The sequence below is a fragment of the Dyella sp. 05T440 genome, assembly GCF_056395965.1.
Map to the genome: position 1 here is coordinate 1 of NZ_JBFTKN010000007.1, position 14,545 is coordinate 14,545.

At 65.0% G+C, this 14,545-nt stretch carries 13 protein-coding genes; 8 read left to right on the forward strand and 5 right to left on the reverse strand.

Annotation, left to right across the window (positions count from 1 at the left end):
- Positions 1–549 precede the first annotated feature (549 nt).
- The 3 genes from AC1DE1_RS10780 (at position 550) to AC1DE1_RS10790 (ending at position 2,989) form a co-directional block, all read left to right on the forward strand.
- Entirely contained in the window at positions 550–1,431 is an 882-nt protein-coding gene (locus AC1DE1_RS10780) for a 23S rRNA (adenine(2030)-N(6))-methyltransferase RlmJ (RefSeq protein ID WP_441604166.1), read from the forward strand.
- 83 nt (positions 1,432–1,514) lie between these two features.
- Positions 1,515–2,030: a Slp family lipoprotein gene (locus AC1DE1_RS10785; protein WP_477176131.1), complete on the forward strand. Its 516-nt coding sequence runs from the start codon at positions 1,515–1,517 to the stop codon at positions 2,028–2,030.
- A 50-nt stretch (positions 2,031–2,080) separates the two neighbouring features.
- The gene (locus AC1DE1_RS10790) at positions 2,081–2,989 is read left to right on the forward strand and encodes a cation diffusion facilitator family transporter (RefSeq protein ID WP_477176130.1); all 909 of its coding nucleotides are present in this window, start codon (positions 2,081–2,083) and stop codon (positions 2,987–2,989) included.
- A 99-nt stretch (positions 2,990–3,088) separates the two neighbouring features.
- Here AC1DE1_RS10790 and AC1DE1_RS10795 read toward each other — a convergent pair whose 3' ends face one another.
- Positions 3,089–3,484 carry a VOC family protein gene (locus AC1DE1_RS10795; RefSeq protein ID WP_477176129.1) on the reverse strand — a complete coding sequence of 132 codons (396 nt, stop codon included), beginning with the start codon at positions 3,482–3,484 and terminating at the stop codon, positions 3,089–3,091.
- The gene (locus tag AC1DE1_RS10800) at positions 3,481–3,870 is read right to left on the reverse strand and encodes an MmcQ/YjbR family DNA-binding protein (RefSeq protein ID WP_477176128.1); all 390 of its coding nucleotides are present in this window, start codon (positions 3,868–3,870) and stop codon (positions 3,481–3,483) included. The genes AC1DE1_RS10795 and AC1DE1_RS10800 overlap by 4 nt, the downstream gene beginning before the upstream one ends.
- A 180-nt stretch (positions 3,871–4,050) precedes the next feature.
- On the opposite strand from AC1DE1_RS10800, the gene AC1DE1_RS10805 reads away from it, so the two are divergent.
- From AC1DE1_RS10805 to AC1DE1_RS10825, 5 genes are all read left to right on the forward strand, one after another.
- Complete coding sequence (locus AC1DE1_RS10805) at positions 4,051–4,659, forward strand: N-acetyltransferase family protein (RefSeq protein WP_477176127.1); 609 nt, start codon at positions 4,051–4,053, stop codon at positions 4,657–4,659.
- Positions 4,660–4,800: 141 nt separating this feature from the next.
- Positions 4,801–8,253 carry a transcription-repair coupling factor gene (gene mfd, locus AC1DE1_RS10810; protein ID WP_477179080.1) on the forward strand — a complete coding sequence of 1,151 codons (3,453 nt, stop codon included), beginning with the start codon at positions 4,801–4,803 and terminating at the stop codon, positions 8,251–8,253.
- Between the two features lie 814 nt (positions 8,254–9,067).
- The gene (locus AC1DE1_RS10815) at positions 9,068–9,985 is read left to right on the forward strand and encodes a LysR family transcriptional regulator (RefSeq protein WP_477176125.1); all 918 of its coding nucleotides are present in this window, start codon (positions 9,068–9,070) and stop codon (positions 9,983–9,985) included.
- A gap of 60 nt (positions 9,986–10,045) precedes the next feature.
- A complete protein-coding gene (locus AC1DE1_RS10820; RefSeq protein ID WP_477176124.1) occupies positions 10,046–10,465 on the forward strand; it encodes a VOC family protein in 420 nt (139 codons plus the stop codon).
- Positions 10,466–10,477: 12 nt separating this feature from the next.
- Positions 10,478–11,632 carry a calcium:cation antiporter gene (locus tag AC1DE1_RS10825; RefSeq protein WP_477176123.1) on the forward strand — a complete coding sequence of 385 codons (1,155 nt, stop codon included), beginning with the start codon at positions 10,478–10,480 and terminating at the stop codon, positions 11,630–11,632.
- A gap of 38 nt (positions 11,633–11,670) precedes the next feature.
- On the opposite strand, the gene egtD is transcribed toward AC1DE1_RS10825, so the two are convergent.
- The 3 genes from egtD to AC1DE1_RS10840 all read right to left on the reverse strand — a co-directional run bounded on the left by egtD (position 11,671) and on the right by AC1DE1_RS10840 (position 14,508).
- Entirely contained in the window at positions 11,671–12,657 is a 987-nt protein-coding gene (egtD, locus tag AC1DE1_RS10830) for an L-histidine N(alpha)-methyltransferase (RefSeq protein WP_441604176.1), read from the reverse strand.
- Positions 12,654–13,904, reverse strand: coding sequence for an ergothioneine biosynthesis protein EgtB (gene egtB / locus AC1DE1_RS10835; RefSeq protein ID WP_477176122.1), 1,251 nt, complete (start codon positions 13,902–13,904; stop codon positions 12,654–12,656). Before egtB ends, egtD begins: the two co-directional genes overlap by 4 nt.
- A 247-nt stretch (positions 13,905–14,151) precedes the next feature.
- The gene (locus tag AC1DE1_RS10840) at positions 14,152–14,508 is read right to left on the reverse strand and encodes a hypothetical protein (protein WP_477176121.1); all 357 of its coding nucleotides are present in this window, start codon (positions 14,506–14,508) and stop codon (positions 14,152–14,154) included.
- Positions 14,509–14,545: the final 37 nt, after the last annotated feature.

Sequence of the window (14,545 nt, forward strand, 5' to 3'; positions counted from 1 at the left end):
GCGCGCCTGGCGTTGTTCGGCTCTTGGTGTGGCTCTTCGCCCTCGGGGTCCCCGTATGACGCGGCGGGCGGGTGGAGGAAAGCCCGAAGGGTGGCCGCATGGATGCGGCCAGTTTTTCGACAGGACAGGGATGTCCTGTCGAAAAACCCCGTAACCCGCCCGCGCACCTGGAGGGCCGCAGGCCCGGAAGGCGCGTCATCCGGGGTGCCGTTTCTTTTGGTTACTTTTCTTTGGGCAAGCAAAGAAAAGTAACTCGGGCCGCGGCAGCGGCACGGAAGCCCGCGGCAGGCGAGCCAGATCGCGGCATCGCGACAATCAAAGACCGCCGCTACTGGATGACCAGCCATCCGGCTGTTGAAGAGCGCTTCCGGCCCTCGCCCCCTCTTGTGGGGTGCGCCGGGATGACGAGCAAGAACTACGCACCGTCTCTGTTTCACGATGAGGCTAGATTGGCCCCTCACCCCAACCCTCTCCCCGGCGGGGAGAGGGAGTAAAGGCGCGCCCCACCACCCCCTATACTGTCCCTCCGCCCGGCGCCCCCTCCTCCCCATGAACTACCGCCACGCCTACCACGCCGGCAACTTCGCCGATGTCCTCAAACACAGCGTCCTTTTCGCGCTGATCGAAGCCATGCAGGCGAAGCCGACCCCGTTCGCCTTCATCGATACGCACGCCGGCAGCGGATGCTATGCGCTGGACAGCACCGAGGCGGGCAAAACGGGCGAATACAAAGACGGCATCTCGCGGCTGCTGTTTCCGGACCTGTCTCCAAACAACGGCAAGGCCCAGGCGCTGCCGCCGCTGCTGCGCCGCTGGCTCGATGCCATCCTGCGCCTGCCGGGCAACGATCACGGCCTGAAGCTCTACCCCGGCTCGCCGCTGCAGGTCGCCAACGCGATGCGCGACATCGACAGCGCCCAGCTATGCGAACTGCACCCGGAGGAAGCCACGCGCCTGCGCGACCTGTTCCATCGCGACCACCGCGTACACGTGCATCAGCGCAACGGCTATGAAGCACTCAAGGCCCTGCTGCCGCCCAAGGAAAAACGCGGCCTGGTGCTGATCGACCCGCCTTATGAAGCGCAGGACAGCGAGTATCGCGTGATCGAGAAGGCGCTCAAGGCAGCGCTGGAACGCTGGCCCACCGGCGTGTATGCGGTGTGGTATCCGATCAAGCTGCGCAGCCAGGTGCAGCCCTTCCATCGCTGGTTGCAGCACTGCGGCGCGCGGCGCGTGCTGCGCGCGGAGCTGATGGTGCATCCGGACGATTCGCCGCTGCGACTCAACGGCTCGGGCATGGTGATCCTCAACGCCCCGTGGAAGCTGGACGACGCCCTGCGCGATTCGCTGCGCGCCATGGCGCCCATGTTGTCGCAGGAACGCCCTGCCCAATGGCGGCTCGACTGGCTGGCGCAGGACAGCGCCAGCTGAATGCCTGATCCGGTTTCCACTTGCCGTATACCTTCCGCGCGACGAGCCCGTTAAGCTCAAACCAACTCACGCGGAATACGGCCATGACCCACGCCTCCAGCACCCTCCTGCGCAGTGCCGCCGCCCTCGCCATGCTGACGCTCGCGGCTTGCGCGCCGGCGCCCATCTACAAGCCGTCGGCCAACACCGTGGCCACAACGCCGAACAACGTGGCGCAGTCACCGGACCGCTATGCCAATGCCGACGTGATCTGGGGCGGCACCGTGGTCGAAGTGCGCAACTTCCCCGACCGCAGCGAAGTGGAAGTGGTGGGTTATCCGCTGGACAGCTCGCAGCGTCCCAAGCTGGACAACAACGGTGGCTGGGGTCGTTTCGTCGCGGTGATGCCGGGCTTCGTGGAGCCGTTCAACTATCCGACCGGCTCGCTGATCACGCTTGCCGGCCGCATCACCGGCACGCGTCCCGGCAACGTGGGGCAGGCCAGCTACGTCTTCCCGACGGTCAGCGTGGCGCAGTCGCACGTGTGGACCGCCTCCGAAATGGAAGCCGGCAAGTCGAACGTGAGCTTCGGCATCGGTGTGGGCGGCGTCATACACTGACGCGACGCATAGCCGGCTAAACTCAGCGCCTTCGTCCAAAGGAAGGCACGATGTCCGGTCAGGCAAACTCACTCAGGGCGATCCTGCTCGCCCTCGGCGCCAATTTCGCCATCTTCATCAGCAAGCTCGTGGCCGCGTTCATCACCGGCTCGGGCGCCATGCTGGCCGAAGCGGTGCATTCGCTGGCCGACTGCGGCAACCAGGGCCTGTTGCTGTTGGGGATGCGCCAGGCTGACCGACCGCCTTCGGATGAATACCCACTGGGCTGGGGCCGCGCCCTGTATTTCTGGTCGTTCCTGGTCGCCATCCTGCTATTCAGCGTGGGCGGCATGTTTTCCATCTACGAAGGCATCCACAAGCTCAACCATCCGGAGCCGCTGAAATGGGCGTGGCTGGCGATCGGCGTGCTGACCTTCGGCGTGGTCGCCGAATCCATTTCGATGCACGGCTGCCTCGTCGAAGTGAACAAGGCCCGCGAGGGCCGCAGCTTGTGGCGCTGGTTTCGCGAAACCCGCTCGAGTGAGCTGCTGGTGATCTTCGGCGAGGATCTCGCCGCCCTGCTCGGCCTGACCATCGCGCTGCTCGCCGTGCTGGCGACCATGATCACCGGCAACCTGCTTTACGACGCCGCCGGCACCGTCGCCATTGGCGCGCTACTGATGCTGGTGGCCGTGGTGATCGCCAACAAAGTGAAGGACCTGCTGATCGGCCAGGGCGTGGAGCCCAGGCGCCGCGAGGAGCTGGTGGCCTTCATCAATGCGCGCCCGGAAGTGGATGTGGTGCTCAACCTGCTCACTCTGCAGATGGGCCCGGACGTGATGGTCGCGGTGAAGGCGCGCATGTCGCCGGCGCCGGATCAGTCGGCGCTCGTCGAAGCGATCAACAATGTGGAGCGCGCCATGAAGGTGCGGTTCCCGGATATCCGCTGGAGTTTCTTCGAGCCGGATATCGCCGATTGACCTGTGGGAGCGCACCCTGTGCGCGACAGCCACGCCGGGGTGTATCGCTCCGTAGGCTTGTCGCGCACAGGGTGCGCTCCCACAGGAATCTGCGCGGGGTTAGGCGGACTTGAGCTGCAACAAATCCCACTTGTTGCCGTACAAATCCTGGAACACCACCACCGTGCCATACGCTTCCTCGCGCGGCTTTTCGCAGAACGTCGCGCCCTCCGCTTCCATGCGTCGATAGTCGCGCCAGAAATCGTCGGTGTGCAGCAACAGGAACACGCGACCACCGGTCTGATCGCCCACGCGTGCCAACTGCTCCGGCGTCGTCGCCTTCGCCAACAGCACGCGCGTTTCAGCAGCGCCCGGCGGCGCCACCACGACCCAGCGCTTGCCGCCGCCCATATCGGTGTCGTCAATCAGCGTGAAGCCGAGCACGCGCGTGTACCAGTGGATCGCTTCGTCGTAGTCCGCCACGACGAGGGCGATGCTGCCGATGTATTGCTTCACTTCTTGTGTTCCTTTGATGGCGGCCACTCGCCCAACTCGGCCTGCAGTTTTTTGGTCAGCTTGGCGCGGATCAGCCCGTAGGCCGTGCCGATCAGCTCCGACAGTTCCGCGGTGCTGAAACGCTTGGGCTCCACTACTGAGATCCAGCGGGCGCGGGCCAGATAAGGGGCGGCGATCATACCCGGCTGGTCGCTGAGTTCCAGAAAGCGCTCGTCCTCCACCTTGAAGGAGATCCGTCCGCCGTCGGTGGGCATGACGGCAAACATCTTGCCGCCCACGCTGAACACCAGGTCCGCGCCCCATTTGATGTCCCGGGTCACGCCGGGCCAGCCCCCGCAGAGCTTCTCCAGTTGTGCCGGGGTGATGCCTTTGGACCCAGTCGCCATGGATTTCACTCTCTCTCAACGCCGTCACAGGCGTGCTGGCGCATTCTGCCCGGGTCCGGCCCGCTCTCGCAGAATTTCGCGTGCGCTCAGCCATGCGGTGCGACATAGAGTCACCAAGAAGCGCTGCCTTGAAGGCCTTTTGTTCATGTTGCACTGCACACAGTACGGTAAAGTATGGGCATGACTCCCGCCATCGACTACTACTCCAACAGCCGCGCCCTGGTGCCCCTGCGCAGCCCCGAGCGTTTTGCACGCCCGCGCCTGGTGGAGCCGTCCAAGTCCAAGGGTGAGCGGGTGCAGACCCACGATGGCCGCGAGCTGTTCCTGCGCGGCATCGAGCCGGGTGACATGGCCGCGCTCAAGCGCCAGTTCTCGCGCCTGTCGCCGGAAGACATCCGCCGCCGCTTCCTGCATTCGATGGGCGAGCTGCCCGATTCGATGGCCCTGCGCCTGACGAATATCGATCCCGAGCTGGAAACGGCCTTCGTGCTGATGGACGAAACGGTGCAGCCGGCCGAGCTTCGCGGCGTCGGCCGCATCTTTGTGGACGAGTCCGCCAACAGTGCCGAGTTCTCGGTGCTGGTCGAGCATGACTGGGCCCGCCAGGGCCTGGGCGCCCTGCTGATGCAGCGCCTGGTCGATGATTGCCGCAAGCGTGGCCTGAGCGAGATCTGGGGCTATGTGCTGCTGGAAAATCGCCCCATGCTGCAGCTGTGCAAGGAACTGGGCTTCGTGCGCCGCCTGACGCCGGACGAACCCGGCACCGCGCAGATCTCGCTGCAGCTCTGAGGCGCCAGCCGCCCGGGCTTGTCGCGCCTCGCACGCGTTCCCATATAGAGAAGTCCATCCGCCCCGGCTCGTCCGGGGCGGTCGCGTTACACTTGCGCGCTTTCCGGTGTGGTTAGCCACGCCTCTGATTGTCGGGTTCGCATGACCAAGTCGATTCCCCACCCTTCCCTGCCCACCAGTCCCAAGCAGCGCCGTTTCTGGACGTCGCCGCACGGCTCCTCGCGCGCCCTGCTGGTTGCCGAAGCCGCGCGCACGCACCAGGGCCTGCTGGTCGCCGTCACGCGCGACACCCAGCGGGCGAGCGCGCTGGAGGACGAGCTGCGCGTGTTCGCGGGCAATCTGCCCGTGCTGCATTTTCCGGACTGGGAAACGCTGCCCTACGACGTGTTCAGTCCGCACCCGGACATCGTCTCGCAACGCATCGCCACGCTTTACCAGCTGCCCACCGTGCAGCGCGGCGTGCTGGTGGTGCCCATCGCCACGCTCATGCAGCGCATCGCTCCGCGCAGCCACATCACCGGCGCCGGTCTGGTGGTGAAGAAGAGCCAGAAGCTGGACCTGGCCGCCGAACAGCGCCGCCTGGAAGCGGCCGGCTATCGCAACGTGCCGCAAGTGGCCGAGCCCGGCGATTTCGCCGTACGCGGCGCGCTGATCGACATCTTTCCGATGGGTTCGGCCCAGCCCTACCGCATCGAGCTATTCGACGACGAAGTGGAATCGATCCGCAGCTTCGATCCGGAGACGCAGCGCTCGCAACAGCAGGTGGAGACCATCGAGCTGCTGCCGGCGCGCGAATTCCCGCTCACCGAAAACGCCGCCAAGGATTTCCGCACGCGCCTGCGCGAACGCTTCCCGATCGACGTGCGCCGCTGCCCGCTCTATCAGGACATGAAAGAAGGCGTGACGCCGGGCGGCATCGAGTACTACCTGCCCATGTTCTTCGAGCAGACCGCGACCTTGTTCGACTATCTCGCCGACAACGCCGTGTTCCTGCTCGGCGAAGGCGCGCTCGAATCGGCCGAACAGTTCTGGACGCAGACCGGCGAGCGCTACGACCAACGCGCGCACGATATCGAACGTCCCGTGCTGCCGCCCGCCGAGCTGTATTTGCCGACCGAACTGCTGCGCGAACAGCTCAACAAGCGCCTGCGCATCGAAGTGGTGGAGAGCGGCCACGAGCACGCCCTGCCCACCGGCACGCAGCCCGCGCCGGAGCTGCCGCTCAACCGCAAGGGTGAGGAGCCGGGCACGTCGCTGCGCCACTTCCTGTCCAATTATCCGGGACGCGTGCTGATCACCGCCGATTCGGCGGGCCGCCGCGAAGCGCTGATCGAACAACTGGCCGGCGCAGGTCTCAAGCCCGAGACACTCGATGGCTGGCCGGCGTTTCTGAGCAACGACAAGCTGCGTCTTGCCATCACCACGGCAGGACTGGAACAAGGCTTCGCGCTCAACGATCCGGCGCTCACCGTACTCACCGAACGCGAACTGTTCGGCGAGCGCGTGCGCACGGAGCGCAAGCGACGCCGCGGCGCGGCGCGCGATCCGGAAAGCATCATCCGCGATCTCACCGAGCTCACCATCGGCGCGCCCATTGTCCACGTCGATCACGGCGTGGGTCGCTACCAGGGCCTGGTCTCGATGGAACTGGGCGGCATGGACGGCGAGTTCCTCATCATCGAATACGCCAAGGGCGACAAGCTCTACGTGCCGGTGGCGCAGCTGGGTCTGGTCAGCCGCTATACCGGCACCGCGCCGGAACTGGCGCCGCTGCATTCGCTGGGCGGCGATGCGTGGGAACGCGCGCGCAGGAAAGCTGCAGAGAAAGTACGCGACGTGGCCGCCGAACTGCTCGGCATCTATGCGCAACGCGAAGCGCGCGGCGGCGAATCGATGCCGATCGATCGACAGATGGTGGAGGAGTTCGGCGCCACCTTCCCATTCGAAGAGACACCCGACCAGCAGCAGGCCATCGACTCCGTGCTGCACGATCTGGCCGCGCCGCGTGCGATGGATCGCGTGATCTGCGGCGACGTGGGTTTCGGCAAGACCGAGGTCGCGCTGCGTGCCGCCTTCGCCGCCGCCACGGCTGGCCGCCAGGTCGCGGTGCTGGTGCCCACCACCCTGCTCGCCCAGCAGCACTACCGCAACTTCGCCGACCGTTTTGCCGACTGGCCGGTCAAGGTCGACGTGCTGTCGCGCTTCAAGTCGGGCAAGGAAGTCAACGACGCACTCAAGCGCCTCGCCGACGGACAGATCGACGTGATCGTGGGTACGCACAAGCTGCTCGCGCCGGAGATCAAGTTCAAGAATCTCGGCCTGGTCATCGTCGACGAAGAGCAGCGCTTTGGTGTGCGCCAGAAAGAACAGCTGAAGAAGCTGCGTGCTGAAGTCGACCTGCTCACCATGACGGCCACGCCGATCCCGCGCACGCTCAATATGGCGATGGCCGGCTTGCGCGACCTGTCGCTGATCGCCACGCCGCCGGCCCATCGCACAGCCGTGCGCACCTTCGTTGCGCAATGGGAACCGGCACTCGCCCGCGAAGCGTTCCAGCGCGAACTGCAGCGCGGTGGCCAGGTGTACTTCCTGCACAACGAGGTCGACACCATCGAGCGCGCCGCGCGCGAAGTGCAGGAGCTGATCCCCGAGGCGCGCATCGGCGTAGCCCACGGCCAGCTGCCCGAACGCGAACTCGAACGGGCGATGGCGGATTTCCACCGCCAGCGCTTCAACGTGCTGGTGTGCACCACCATCATCGAAACCGGCATCGACATCCCCACCGCCAATACCATCATCATCAACCGCGCCGACCGCTTCGGCCTCGCTCAGCTGCATCAGCTGCGCGGCCGCGTGGGCCGTTCGCACCACCGCGCGTATGCCTACCTGGTGGTGCCCGATCGCAAGGCAATGACGGCCGATGCCGAGAAGCGCCTTGAAGCGATCGCTTCGCTGGAAGAACTGGGCGCGGGCTTCACGCTTGCCACGCACGACCTGGAAATCCGCGGCGCCGGCGAGTTGCTGGGCGACGAGCAGTCGGGCCAGATCCAGGAAATCGGTTTTGGTCTGTACACCGAGCTGCTGGAACGCGCCGTGCGCGCACTGAAGTCCGGCAAAGTGCCCGACTTCGATCTCAGCAGCGAGCACGAAACCGAAGTTGAACTGCACCTGCCAGCGCTGATTCCGGATGACTACCTGCCCGATGTGCACACCCGCCTGACGCTCTACAAGCGCATCGCCAGCGCGCGCAACGACGACCACTTGCGCGACCTGCAAGTGGAAATGATCGACCGCTTCGGCCTGCTGCCCGACCCCGCCAAGCAACTGTTCGCTATCGCCCAGCTGAAGTTGATGGCGACGCCGCTAGGCATCCGGAAACTGGACTTCGGCGCCAATGGTGGACGCATCGTTTTCCGCGACAAGCCGGAAGTCGATCCCATGGCCATCATCCGCCTGATCCAGGGCCTGCCGCGCGTTTACAAGCTCGATGGCCAGGACAAGCTGAAGGTGAACCTGGAGCTGCCGGGGGCGACAGAGCGCATTCGCTCGGCGCATGAGGTATTGGTGCAGCTGGGCGCGCGCAGGCCGAACTGAAAGCCCGCGCGCTTTTCTCGCGACCTTCAATGAGCGCAGCGCGGACAACCCGCGCTTGTCTGTGGGAGCGCACCCTGTGCGCGACAGCCATGCTGCGGTGTACCGCTCCGTAGGTTTGTCGCGCACAGGGTGCGCTCCCACAAATAGCCGACCGCAACTCCAGGTCCACGCCCCACGGCGTGCGCGCTCCCTTGTAGGAGCGGACTTGTGCGCGACCGCGGAGCGTGGGTGTATCGCTCCGTAGGCTGGTCGCGCACAAGTGCGCTCCTACAAAAAGACACCCGGCAAGACAAGCGTTGTTTTTCTCTTGATCCGGCTTTTGGCTCTACCCCCGGGGTCCCCGTATGACGCGGCGGGCGGGTGGAGGAAAGCCCGCAGGGTGGCCGCATGGATGCGGCCAGTTTTTCGACAGGACAGGGATGTCCTGTCGAAAAACCCCGTAACCCGCCCGCGCACCTGGAGGGCCAAAGGCCCGGAAGGCGCGTCATCCGGGGGGCCCTTCTCTTTGGTTACTTTCTCTTGGGCAAGGAAGAGAAAGTAACCCGGCCTCCGGCAGGAGGACGGAAGCCCGCGGCAGGCGAGCCAGATCGCGATAACGCGACAACTAAATACCGAGGCTCTTGGTTCCTGCCGCGCAAGAACTACAAATAGAAACGTTCCCGCGAGCACCCGCCCCTCACCCCAACCCTCTCCCCTGCGGGGAGAGGGAGAAAGTCGCAGTCTGACGGGCACCCAAGCCAGCCGAAAGAAAGCCCACAACCAAACCCAACCCCTTGTCGTACCATCCCCCCACACTCGTTCGAAAGGCCCGAACATGTTGTCCGAAGACGAACTGGCCCTGCTGGAAGCCATTCGCGAAAGCGGCAGCCTCTCCCGCGCCGCCGCACGCCTCGGCAAAGCCCCCTCCACCATCTCGCACGCCGCCCGCCAACTCGAAACCCGCTTCGACGCCCTGCTGTTCGACCGCCGCCGCTACCGCCTGCAACTGACTCCCGCCGGCCAATTGCTCGCACTGGAAGCTGCGCGACTGATGCAGGACGTGTCGCGCCTAAGCCGCCGCGTGAAGCAGATCGCCAGCGGCTGGGAAGACCGGCTGTGGATCGTCACCGATGAAATCATCGAGTTCGAACTCTTCTCGCCCGTCATCCGCAGCTTCGACGCGCTTCAATCGGGCGTGGCCCTGCGCATGACGCATGAGGTGCTGGGTGGCACGTGGGAGGCGCTGCGCGATGGCCGTGCCGATCTGATCGTGGGCGCCACCAACGAGCCGCCGGTCATTCCCAAGTTGCGCTGGTTCGAATTGGGCGTGATGAATTGGGTATTCGCCATCTCACCGAGGCATCCGTTGGCCAAGGCTGCCGAGCCGCTGGAACGCGAAGTGGTCACGCGCCACCGCAGCGTCGTGGTGGCCGATTCATCGCGCAGCTCCGGCGGTCGCGCCTATGGCCTGATCGGTGGGCAAGCCACGCTGGCGGTGCCGAGCATGGCGGCAAAGATCCATGCACAGAAGGAAGGCCTCGGCGTGGGCTGGCTGCCTCGCCAGCGCGTCGCCGGCTTGCTCAAGCGCGGCGAACTGGTGGAAAAACGCATGGCCGATCCACGCGAACCCAATGTGCTTTACGTGGCCTGGCGTGGCGACCAGGAAGGGCGTGCCCTGTCGTGGTGGCTGGAACAACTGCGCCAGCCGCGCCTGGCCAAGCGACTGGTACGCGGGATCGAGATCACCGGCTGAGCACGCCGCGTGACGCATCGTGGCAAGCTTGTTCGTGCATCAGCGACCAGGAAGGTTTCCATGATCAGCAACCGCTCCATGCCGCCGGGCGTCATCATTCCCGAGCTGGCCTATCCCGATGTCCTGGCGGCCTCGGCCTGGTTATGCCGGGCGCTCGGCTTTCGCGAGCGCTTGCGCATCGGCGATCACCGCGTGCAGTTGATCTATGAGGGCACCTGCATCGTGGTCACGGAACGCGCCGATGGCGGCCACGTGGTCGATCATTCGCACGGCGTGATGGTTCATGTGGCAAATGTCGACGAGCATCATGCGCAGGCCACAGCCAGCGGTGCCCGTGTGCTGCGCCCGCCTGCAGACTACCCCTATGGCGAACGCCAATATTCGCTTGAAGACATCGGCGGCCATCGCTGGACGTTCTCGCAATCGATCACCGATGTCGACCCTGCCAGCTATGGCGGCATACTGAGCGATACCCACTGAGCCGGAGCCACCATGACACTCGACTCGACCCTTTCCGACGAGCAACCGCTGTTGCAACCGAAGATGTTCCTGCGCCCCGCCATTGCGTGGGCCACGGTGGCGATGTTCCTGATCTTTGGCTCGGACTGGATGCAGCACCTCAGCAACCACGCCATCGGCATCTCGCTGTTYGCGTGGCTGTTCGTGGTGATCGTATGGGGCTCGTTCGGCGTGGTGCACGAGGCGGAGGAACTGGCGGGCCTGCTCGGCGAGCCGGTAGGCACGCTGGTGCTCACGCTGTCCATCGTGTTGATCGAGGTGGTGCTGATCTCCGCAGTGATGCTCGGCGCGGGCGATACGGCGACACTCGCCCGCGACACCATGTACGCGGTACTGATGATCGTATTGAACGGCGTGGTGGGAATAGGCTTGCTGATCGGCGGCATGCGCCATCACGAGCAGGCGTACAACCTGCATGGCGCCTCCGCCTTCCTGGCGGTGATCATTCCGTTGGCGATGATCGCGCTGGTGCTGCCCAGCTTCACCGCCTCTACCCCGGACGGCTCGCTGACGCCGGTGCAGGCGGTGAGCTTCTCCATCCTCACCATCGGCCTCTACGGCTTGTTCCTGTGGCTGCAGACGGGACGCCACCAGGGCTACTTCGTGGCGCCACGCTCGGACACCGACGCGATCGTGCCCGAAGAGCCTCCTGCGCCACCGCGCCGCGCGCGCAAGGGCGAGATGGCGCTGCATCTGATCATGCTGCTGGTCAACATCCTGCCCATCGTGATTCTCTCCAAGAGCCTGGCCAAGGTGCTCGATTACGGGATCGCGGCGACGGGCGCGCCGCATGCGCTGGGCGGCGTCATCATCGCCATGCTGGTGTTCACGCCCGAAGGCATTTCGGCGCTCATCGCGATACGCCGCGATCAACTCACGCGCGCGATCAACCTGTGCCTGGGCGGCGCTGCATCGACGGTTGGCCTCACCGTGCCGGCCGTACTCGCCATCGGGCTGTTCACGGGCAAGCCCGTAGTGCTCGGCCTGCCGCCGGCCAGCATGGTGGTGCTCGCTTCCACCCTGGTGCTGAGCACGCTGACCTTCTCGGGTTGGCGCACCACCATGCTCGAAGGCGCCGTGCACCTGTCGATGTTTGTGGTGTTCCTGGTGCTGGTGTTCAGCCCTTGAGAGTGTGAGCGCGCTTGTGCGCAAGCGCGCTCCATCGCTCAGGCGACGCGGGCGCCGGCGCGTACGAGATAGTAGACGGCGAACATGCCCTGCGGGTCGGTCCACTCATGGGCAATGGCGAGACCCGCCTTGCCGGCCAGCGCGGCGAAATCCTCGGGCGAGTACTTGCAGCTGTATTCCACCTGCATCGCCTCCTCCGCAGTGAAACCCACCTGCTGCTTGCCCACGCGCACCTTCTGGTCCTTGCTGCTGACGATGAAGGTTTCGATGCGGCCAGCCATCGCGTTGTAGTGCGCGCGATGACGGAACGCCGACAGGTCGAAGTCGCTGCCCAGTTCGCGGTTCAGACGCATCAGCAGGTTGAGGGTGAACTCCGCGGTGACGCCCGCCTTGTCGTTGTACGCCGCCTCGATGGTGGCGGTGTCCTTCTTCAGGTCGGCGCCGATCAGGATGCCGCCGTTGTCGCCCATCTCGCCGCGCATCTTGCGCAGCAGTTCGGCGGCGTCGCGCGCCTCGAAATTGCCGATGGTGGAACCGGGGAAGTAGATCACCGTGCGGCGCGGCGCGCGCGGCGGGATCGGCAAGCGCAGCGGACGGGTAAAGTCCGCATGCAAGGCCTGCACCGGCACGCCCGGGAAGCGCTCGTTCAAGGCCTGCGTGCTGTTGCGCAACGGCTCGGCGGAAATCTCCACCGGCACGTAGGACACCGGCGCGTGCAGATGTTCGAGCAGCATGCGCGTCTTGATCGCGTTGCCGCTGCCGTATTCGACCAGGCGCACGTCCTCGCCCAATACATCGGCGATATCGCCCGCATGCGCATCCATCAGCGCGATCTCGGCGCGCGTCAGGTAGTACTCGGGTTGCTCGCAGATCTCTTCGAACAACTGCGAGCCACGCTCGTCATAGAACAACCAGGATGGCAATCGCTTGGGCTGCGCGCGCAGCCCGCGCTGCACGATGCCGAGCAGGTCGTCGACCGGTGGGCGGCGGTCATCGTCGCGGATATCGAAAGCTTGCACACTCATCGGTCCTGTCCCAAGCGTATCCCCATGAACTGCCAGCGGGCATGGGGAGGAAAGAAATTCCGGTACGTCGCACGCAGATGTTCGCGGGGCGTCGCGCAGGAGCCTCCGCGCAGCACCCACTGTCCATTCATGAATTTGCCGTTGTATTCGCCCAGCGCGCCAGCCAGCGGCCGGAAGCCGGGATAGCTCACATAGGGTGAGGCCGTCCATTCCCAGACATCGCCGAACATCTGGAGCAGGCCGTCCCCGCCCTTCGCTGCTTGGGGATGGAACGACTTGGTATCAAGTAGGTTGCCCTGCAGCGGCAAGCTGGCAGCCGCATTTTCCCACTCCGCTTCGGTGGGCAGGCGCATGCCGGCCCAGCGCGCAAACGCGTCGGCCTCGAAGTAGCTGATATGGCTCACGGGCGCATTCGGATCGATCGGCTGCACGCCGGCCAGGGTGAACTCGCTGGCCAGGTCCTCCTGCCAGTAGAACGGCCGCTGCCACTGTTCGCGGCTGATCGTGTCCCATCCTTCGGACAACCACAGCGAGGGCTCCTCATAACCGCCGTCATGCACGAAGGCGGCGTACTCGGCATTGGTCACCGGCCGGTTGGCCAGCGCGTGCGGCTGCAACAGGCTGCGGTGCCGCGGCGATTCGTTGTCGAAGGCGAAACCGCCACTCTGGTGGCCGATCTCCACGATGCCCTCCTTGCCCGCGATGAAGCTCATGGGCACGGAGGTCGACGAGGACGAGCTGAGCGGCGCGGTATAGGCCGGGAGCAGCGGATTGATGAAGAACGCATGCTTGATGTCGGTGAGCAACAGCTCCTGGTGCTGCTGTTCGTGCTCCAGCCCCAGTTCGATGATGCCCATCGTGGTGGCGTCGATATCGCGCGACAGCCAGTCGCTGATCGCCTCATCCACCCGTTCGCGATAGTCGCGCACCTGGGCGACGCCAGGCCGCGAAAGCAGGCCGCGGCGAGGACGCGCGTGCATCGGGCCCACACTCTGGTAGTAGGAGTTGAACAGGTAGTTCCACTCCGGGTGCGGCGACCGGTAAGCCGGATCGCGCTCGAGCACGAAGCGTTCGAAGAACCAGGTGGTGTGCGCAAGATGCCACTTTGCCGGGCTGGCGTCCGGCATGGACTGCACCATCATGTCTTCGGGGGTGAGCGTCGCGCACAAGGCCATGCTGCGGGAGCGGATTCTCCGGAATCGCAGCGTCAGCGCCTCGGCTTGCGCGGCCGAATGCGCCAAGGTCATCGGGGCCTCCGGGAGGCGGTCGCGGGGCCGTCGGACATGCCAGAGATTTTATGAAGACTCATACCGCGATCATTGCGCCGTGACATACGCAAACGATGCCGGACAGAACGTTCAAACGGTGTGATGTGAAGATGGCGAAACGTTGAAATGTGAGCACCCGCAATACTCCTTTGGTATCGCCATTGCCACAAAAAAAGAAACCCGGCGCCAGGCCGGGTTTCTTCCGTATCAACGAACGCCTGCGCGATCAGTGACCGTAGTAACGGTAGCCGCCGCGATTGTAGTAGCCGCGGTTGTAGTAGCCACCATGATGGTAGTAGCCGCCATGGCCACCCACCACCACCGCAGCGCCCACCGGGTAAACCACCGGGCCACCGTAGACGGGACCGCCGTAGACGACCGGAGCCGGCGCGTAATACACCGGCGGAGGCGGTGCGTACACCACCGGGGCCGGAGCGTAATAACCCACGCCAACGGCCGGCAGACCGATACCCACGTTCAAGCTGACGTGGCCCGCAAACGCCGGGGCAACGGCGGCACAGCCAACGATCATGGCCGCGGCCATCGCAACGCGCTTGATGGTGGAAATCTTCGTCTTATTCATGAGTTTGTCTCCCAAGGGAGGCTTGATTCCGACAGAA